The sequence below is a fragment of the Streptomyces sp. NPDC000941 genome, from assembly GCF_053599555.1.
The window spans coordinates 40,372-47,126 of sequence record NZ_JBSFMM010000078.1; the positions used below are offsets into that span (position 1 = coordinate 40,372).

6 protein-coding genes are annotated in these 6,755 nt (G+C 74.1%); 5 read left to right on the forward strand and 1 reads right to left on the reverse strand.

The features are described 5' to 3' along the window. Window positions 1–19: 19 nt before the first annotated feature. A complete protein-coding gene (locus tag ACWDSL_RS24745; RefSeq protein WP_450488834.1) occupies window positions 20–1,381 on the reverse strand; it encodes a sensor histidine kinase in 1,362 nt (453 codons plus the stop codon). Window positions 1,382–1,596: 215 nt separating this feature from the next. On the opposite strand from ACWDSL_RS24745, the gene ACWDSL_RS24750 reads away from it, so the two are divergent. The 5 genes from ACWDSL_RS24750 (at window position 1,597) to ACWDSL_RS24770 (ending at window position 6,579) form a co-directional block, all read left to right on the forward strand. Then, window positions 1,597–2,298, forward strand: a complete 702-nt coding sequence (locus ACWDSL_RS24750; RefSeq protein WP_450488836.1) for an ABC transporter ATP-binding protein — start codon at window positions 1,597–1,599, stop codon at window positions 2,296–2,298. After that, complete coding sequence (locus ACWDSL_RS24755) at window positions 2,295–3,734, forward strand: PDGLE domain-containing protein (protein ID WP_450488838.1); 1,440 nt, start codon at window positions 2,295–2,297, stop codon at window positions 3,732–3,734. The genes ACWDSL_RS24750 and ACWDSL_RS24755 overlap by 4 nt, the downstream gene beginning before the upstream one ends. Window position 3,735: 1 nt before the next feature. Then, a complete protein-coding gene (gene cbiQ, locus ACWDSL_RS24760) occupies window positions 3,736–4,500 on the forward strand; it encodes a cobalt ECF transporter T component CbiQ (protein ID WP_450488840.1) in 765 nt (254 codons plus the stop codon). Further along, window positions 4,497–5,297 (forward strand): energy-coupling factor ABC transporter ATP-binding protein, encoded by an 801-nt coding sequence (locus tag ACWDSL_RS24765; protein ID WP_450488842.1) that lies wholly within the window; start codon window positions 4,497–4,499, stop codon window positions 5,295–5,297. The genes cbiQ and ACWDSL_RS24765 overlap by 4 nt, the downstream gene beginning before the upstream one ends. Before the next feature lie 73 nt (window positions 5,298–5,370). Further along, complete coding sequence (locus tag ACWDSL_RS24770) at window positions 5,371–6,579, forward strand: serine hydrolase domain-containing protein (RefSeq protein WP_450488849.1); 1,209 nt, start codon at window positions 5,371–5,373, stop codon at window positions 6,577–6,579. The last annotated feature ends 176 nt before the right edge of the window (window positions 6,580–6,755 follow it).

A 6,755-nucleotide genomic window follows, 5' to 3' on the forward strand; every position in this document is an offset into this window, starting at 1 on the left:
GTCGCCTCTCGTCCAGAAGTCACATCTCCTCCAGGGGGCACATCTCCTCCAGGGGGATGGTTGCTTCGACGCGGTAACCGCCACCGGGGCGCGGCCCGGTGTGCAGGGTCCCACCGTAGACGGACAGCCGCTCGTGCAGTCCGATCAGCCCGCGCCCGCCACCGGCCGCCGCGGACGCGCTGGGGGTGCCGCCGGTGTCGGTCACCGCCACCCGCAACCGGTCGTCGCCGTAGGCGACGGTGACCTCCGCCGTCGATCCGGCCGCGTGTTTCACGGTGTTGGTCAGCGCCTCCTGCACCACGCGATACGCGGCGAGGCCGACCCCGGACGGGACGGGCCGCGGCGTCCCGGACACCGTCAGCTCGACCGGCAGCCCGGCCTCCCGCACCCGGGCGACCAGCGCGTCCAACTGGCCCAGGCCCGGCTGCGGGGCGAGGTCCGGGGTGGCGGCTCCGTCGGTGCCGATGGTGTCCTCGTCCATCGTCAGCAGGCCCATCGCGTGACGCAGTTCGGCCATCGCCGCCCGGCCGCTCGCCTCGACCGCGAGCAGCGCCTCGCGGGCCCGGTCGGGGGTGGTCGCCATGACCTTGCGGGCGGCCCCGGCCTGGATGACCATCACACTCACGTTGTGCGTCACCACGTCGTGCAACTCGCGGGCGATACGGGCGCGTTCCTGCTCGGCGGCGCGGCGCAGCTCCTCGGCCCGCTCCCGCTCCAGCGCGGACATCCGCGCGTCGCTCTCGCCCGCCCGCAGCTTCCAGGTGCGCAGCCCGTTGGCCGCCACCACGATCGGCACCAGGATCAGCAGCGGGATGTACTCGTTCTGGACGACGGGCAGCGTGCCGTCCGCGAGCCTGCTCAGCGCGAACACCGCCACCGGCAGACTCGCCAGCGTGGCCACCCGGTACGGGCTGTAGGCCGCGGCGCCGTAGGCGGCGATCACGCAGGCGTACGAGGTGATCCTGGGCGTCTCCGTCGGCGTCAGCGCGACCGCGACCGTCACGATCCACAGCACGGCGAGCGGATAACGGCGGCGCAGCGCGAGCGGCGCCGAGGCGGCGACCGCCAAGGTCACCGGGAGGAGCCAGCCCGCCAGCCAGCCCGGGTCCGGGGGCGGCTCGTGCGGGAGCGGCGGCGGCACAGGTGGGGGCGCGGGTTCGGACGGCTCGGCAGGGACCCACGGTTCGACCACGCCGTCGACGACCGTCTGGACCTGCCCGTCCCAGTGCTCCACGGCGTACTGGACGCTGGCGATACCCAGCGCCAGCGCCAACGCCACGTCGAAGACCATGCCTCGGCGGGTGGGGAGGGGCAGCGGGCCGGTCGCGCGCTTCAGCAACTCGGTCAGTTCGCGCAGCCGGGCCGGCAACGGCACGTTCATCACCGGCTCATTCTCGCCACCGGACCAGGCCCGGAACATCCTCCCCCCGGTCTTCGGAGCGCCCGCCCCTACATCGCTCGCCTACATCGCGGGGATGACACCGGCCGCCCTCATCCCGGCGCGGTACCGGAAATGCCCCGGCCGAGCGACGTGCCCCGGAGGCGCCCGCGCCTAGCGTCCAACCGCGTCACACGCATGGACCTAGGGAGACGAGCATGACCACGCCGGTGATCGAACTGCGGGATGTGAGCCGCGGATACGACGAGGGGCCGCCCGCGCTGGACGACGTGTCGCTGACCGTGCGGCCCGGGGAGGCCGTCGCGATCCTCGGACCGTCCGGCAGCGGCAAGTCCACGCTGCTCAACCTGGTCGCGGGCCTGGACCGGCCGGACTCCGGAACGGTCACGGTGGACGGCGTGCGCGTGGACACTCTGGGCGAGGCGGCGTCGGCGCGCTTCCGGCGCGCGAAGATCGGCATGGTCTTTCAGTTCTTCAATCTGCTCGACGATCTGACCGTCGCCGACAACGTCGCCCTGCCCGCGCGGATGGCCGGCCGGTCGCGGGGCGCCGCTCACCGGCGCGCGGCCGAACTGCTCCAGTCGCTCGGCGTCGACCGGCACGCCGACGCCTACCCGGGGCGGCTGTCCGGCGGCGAGCGGCAGCGCGTCGCGGTGGCCCGGGCCCTGGTCAACCGCCCCGCGCTGCTGCTGGCGGACGAGCCGACCGGCGCGCTGGACACCGCCGCGGGCGAGGCCGTCCGCGATCTGCTCACCGAGCTCAACGCCGCCGGGCAGACCGTGGTCCTGGTCACCCATGACCTCGCGCTGGCGCAGTCCTGTACGACGCGTACGGTCCGGCTGGTCGACGGCCGGATCGCCGCGGAGGGGCACACCGTCATGGCGGAGGAGGCCCGATGAGCGCCCTGGGCCGGGTCGTGCGCTCGGGGGTGCGCCGCCGCCGGGTGCAGAACGCCGTGATCGGGCTGGCCACCACGATGGCCGTGACCGCGGCCGTCCTGTGCGCCTCGCTGCTCGTGGCCTCCAGCGCGCCGTTCGCCGACGCCTTCGCCAAGCAGCGCGGTGCGCATCTGTCGGTGCGGTACGACGCGGCCAGGGCCACGGCCGCGCAGCTGGCCGGGTCCGCGGACGCCCGCGGGGTCACGGCGGCGGCCGGGCCCTTCCCGACCGCGTCGGCCACCCCGAGCCTCGACGGCGAGAAGCTCGTACCGATGTCGGTCGTCGGCCGCGCCGATCCCGGCCGCGATCCGGTCGACCGCGTCACCCTGACCCAGGGGGTCTGGGCCACCAGGCCCGGCCAGATCGTGCTGTCCGCCGAGGCCGGAGTGCCCCCTGAGCCGGGCCTGCGGCTGAGCTTCCCCGACCTGCCCGGCGAGCCGACGCTGACCGTGGTCGGCGTGGCCCGCTCGGTCAGCCGTACCGCCGACGCCTGGGTGGCCCCCTCTCAGATCGCCTCGCTGACCGCGCCCGGCGCGCGGGCGGGCTATCAGATGCTCTACCGCTTCGCCGACGCGGACACCGGCGCCCGGATCGCCGCGGGGCGCGCGGCGGTGACGGCGGCGGCGCCCGCCGGGGCGCGGGTCGGCGACCAGTCCTGGCTCGCCGTCAAACGGGAGGCCGAGCAGGAGACCGCGGTGTTCGTGCCGTTCCTCGTCGCCTTCGGCGTGCTCGGGCTGGTCATGGCGGTGCTGATCGTGGGCAATGTGGTGGCGGGCGCGGTCGGCGGCGGGCTGCGGCGGATCGGCGTCCTCAAGGCGCTCGGGTTCACCCCCGCCCAGGTCGTACGGGCCTATATGGCCCAGGCCCTGATCCCGGCGGCGTTCGGCACCGTGGTCGGTGTCATCGGGGGCACCCTGCTGACCCGTCCGGTCCTGTCCGAGGCCGAAGAGGCCTACGGGACCGCCGGGTTGATCATCGCCCCGTGGGTCGTGGTCGCGGTGGCCGCGGGGGCGCTCGGCCTGGTGGCGGTGACCGCGCCGGCGGCGCGGCGGTCGGCGCGGCGGGTGTGGGCGATCGGGGTCGCGGCGGCGCTGCTGTGTGCCGGAGTGGTCAGCTTCTACGCGTCCGCCAGCCCGGACGGCCTGGAGAAGGTCGCCCACGACAACGGCATCGACAAGAAGACCGAGGACCACGCCGGCAAGGACTCCCCGCTCGCCGACTACGGCGTCAAGGACATCTCCGACGCCCGGCTCTCCGGCGGCCTGGCCGGGGTGATCGGGGTCGGCGCGACCCTCGCCGTGGGCTCGGGGCTGTTCATCGTCGTACGGCGCCGCGCGAAGAAGGCCGCCGCCGGGCCTGCCGCCGTTCCGTCCGCGCACCCCTCCGAGACGGTCTGACATGGGCGCGGGTCACGCCCACAGGCTGTACCGGGAGGGCCGCTCGCCGGTGCACGCCCTGCCCCCGCAGTGCAAGATCGCCGCGGTGCTCTGCTTCGTACTGGTCGTCGTCTCCACCCCGCGCGAGGCGGTGTGGGCCTTCGGGGCGTACGCCGTGGCGCTGGCGGCGGTCGCGGCGGCGGCGCGGATTCCGGCGGGGTATGTGCTGCGGCGGCTGCTGATCGAGATCCCTTTCGTGGCCTTCGCCGTGCTGATGCCGTTCGTCGCGGACGGCGAGCGCGTCGCGGTGCTCGGGATGGAGCTCAGCCGCCCCGGCCTGTGGGGCGCCTGGAACATCCTGGCCAAGGGCACGCTCGGGGTCGCCGCCTCCGTGCTGCTGGCCTCCACGACCGAGCTGCGCGCCCTGCTGCTGGGGCTCCAGCGGCTGCGGATGCCGTCGCTGCTGGTCCAGATCGCGTCGTTCATGATCCGCTACGGGGACGTCATCACGGACGAGATGCGGCGGATGCGGATCGCCCGCCAGTCGCGCGGCTTCGAGGCGCGCGGGGTGCGTCACTGGGGCGTGCTCGCCAAGTCCGCGGGGGCGCTGTTCATCCGCTCGTACGAGCGCGGCGAGCGGGTCCACCTGGCGATGATCAGCCGGGGCTATGCGGGCACCATGCCCGTGATCGACGATATGACGGCGACCCGGGCCCAGTGGCTGTCCGCCGCGGCCCTTCCCCTGACCGCGCTGGTGGTCTGCCTGACCGGATGGATGTTGATATGACCGGCTCGTCTCCCGCGGAGACCACTCCCGAGACCACTCCCAAGGCCACCCCACCCTCCCTCCAAGTATCCGGCCTGGCGTACGCCTACCCCGACGGCCACCAGGCCCTCTTCGGCGTCGACCTGACCGTGGCCCGCGGCGAGCGCGTCGCGCTGCTCGGGCCCAACGGCGCGGGCAAGACCACCCTGGTCCTGCACCTCAACGGGATCCTGGACGCGGGCGCGGGGACCGTCACCGTGGCCGGGCTGCCGGTCGCCAAGCGGAATCTGGCCGAGATCCGCCGCCGCGTCGGGATCGTCTTCCAGGACCCCGACGACCAGCTGTTCATGCCGACGGTGCGCGAGGACGTCGCGTTTGGCCCGGCCGCGGCCGGGCTGCGCGGCGCGGAGCTGGAGCAGCGGGTGATCACGGCCCTGGAACGGGTCGGCATGGCCGAGTTCGCCGACCGCCCGCCGCACCACCTCTCCTTCGGACAGCGGCGGCGGGTGGCGGTGGCGACCGTCCTGGCCATGGAACCGGAGATCCTGGTGCTGGACGAGCCCTCCTCCAACCTCGACCCCGCCTCGCGCCGCGAGCTGGCCGACATCCTGCGCTCCCTGGACGTCACGGTGCTGATGGTCACCCACGACCTGCCGTACGCGCTGGAGCTGTGCCCGCGCTCCGTGGTGCTCAGCGGCGGAGTGATCGCCGCCGACGGCCGCACCCAGGACCTGCTGTGCGACGAGGCCCTGATGAGGGAAAATCGACTGGAGTTGCCTTTCGGCTTCGACCCCCGCTCGGTGACGGCCCCGGTCTGAGGTATCCGGCGGGGGCGATGCACCATGGGGGGAGCACACTTCGCCCTCGGCATGGTGGGAGTACGGATCAGTGGTGGACGTCCAGGGCACGGTGGCCGACGGATTCGAACCGGTCCGGGACGCCTTCGTGGACAACTTCGCCCGGCGCGGCGACCGCGGCGCGGCCGTGACGGTGTACCGGGAGGGCCGCAAGGTCGTCGGCCTGTGGGCCGGCGTGAAGGATGTTCAAGAGGACGCCGACGGCGAGCCGTGGGCACAGGACACCGCGCAGGTCGTCCGGTCCGTCACCAAGGGCGTCGCCGCCGCCGTCCCGCTGCTGCTCCACCAGCGCGGCCAGCTCGACCTGGACGGCCGGGTCGGCACGTACTGGCCGGAGTTCAAGGCGAACGGCAAGGAGCGGGTCCTCGTACGGCATCTGCTCAACCACCGCGCCGGGGTGCCCGTACTGGACACCCCGCTGGTCCCCGTCCAGGCCATCGACGGCTTCCACGGCCCGCGGGCGGTCGCCGCCCAGCGGCCCGTATGGGAGCCGGGCACCGCCCACGGCTACCACGCGCAGACCTACAGCTGGCTGATCGGCGAGCTCGTCCGGCGGGTCACCGGGCGGACCATCGGCCGCTGGATAGCCGAGGAGATAGCCCGGCCGCTGGGGCTCGACCTGTGGCTCGGGCTGCCACCCGAGCAGCGCGCCCGCGTCGGCCGGATCGGGCCCGTGGAGGCCCCGCCCGTGCCCGCCGCACAGGGCCCGCGGCTGCGGCCCAAGCGGTCGGTCGCCGAGGCGTACCAGAACCCCGACTCGCTCACCCGGCGCGCCTTCGGGGCGATCAGCCCGGCGCCGGACGAGAACGACCCCGCCTACCTCGAGGCCGAACTGCCCGCCTCGGGCGGCGTCGCCACCGCCGACGCGCTGGCCCGCTTCTACGCGGCGCTCATCGGCCCGCTGCCCTCGGCCCCCCAGTCTTCGGCAGGCCCCCTGCGATCCGGCGGCCGCCTCTTCGCGCCCGCGACGCTCACCCTGGCCCGTACGGAAGAGTCCGCGGGCCCGGACGAGGTGCTGGTCATCGGCACCCGCTTCGGCCTCGGCTACATGCTGCACGGCCCGGCCTCCCCGCTCCTGACCCCCGGCTCCTTCGGCCACCCGGGCCGCGGCGGCTCCCTCGCCTTCGCCGACCCCGAATCGGGCATCGGCTTCGGCTATGTCACCAACGGAATGCAGCGCGGCGTCACGGCCGACCCGCGCCCACAGGCGCTGGTACGGGCGTTGCGGGCCGCTCTGCGGTGACGCGCTGCTCCCGGGGGTCCCGGGGGCCGGGGGAGCAGCCGGATCGTGTGGTGCCGCGGACCGGCGGCGGCCCGTACGACGGTTGGTGGTGGGCGGTGCTCGGCCTCCTCCGGGCGGGTTGACGTTGCGGTGGATATGAGAACGGTTAACCCCGAGGCGTAAAAGAGTAAACGGAT

Coding starts and splice junctions, on each gene's coding strand:
- ACWDSL_RS24745 (WP_450488834.1), bottom strand. CDS start 1,381: ATGAACGTGCCGTTGCCGGCCCGGCTGCGCGAACTGACCGAGTTGCTG.
- ACWDSL_RS24765 (WP_450488842.1), top strand. CDS start 4,497: ATGACCGGCTCGTCTCCCGCGGAGACCACTCCCGAGACCACTCCCAAG.
- ACWDSL_RS24755 (WP_450488838.1), top strand. CDS start 2,295: ATGAGCGCCCTGGGCCGGGTCGTGCGCTCGGGGGTGCGCCGCCGCCGG.
- cbiQ (WP_450488840.1), top strand. CDS start 3,736: ATGGGCGCGGGTCACGCCCACAGGCTGTACCGGGAGGGCCGCTCGCCG.
- ACWDSL_RS24750 (WP_450488836.1), top strand. CDS start 1,597: ATGACCACGCCGGTGATCGAACTGCGGGATGTGAGCCGCGGATACGAC.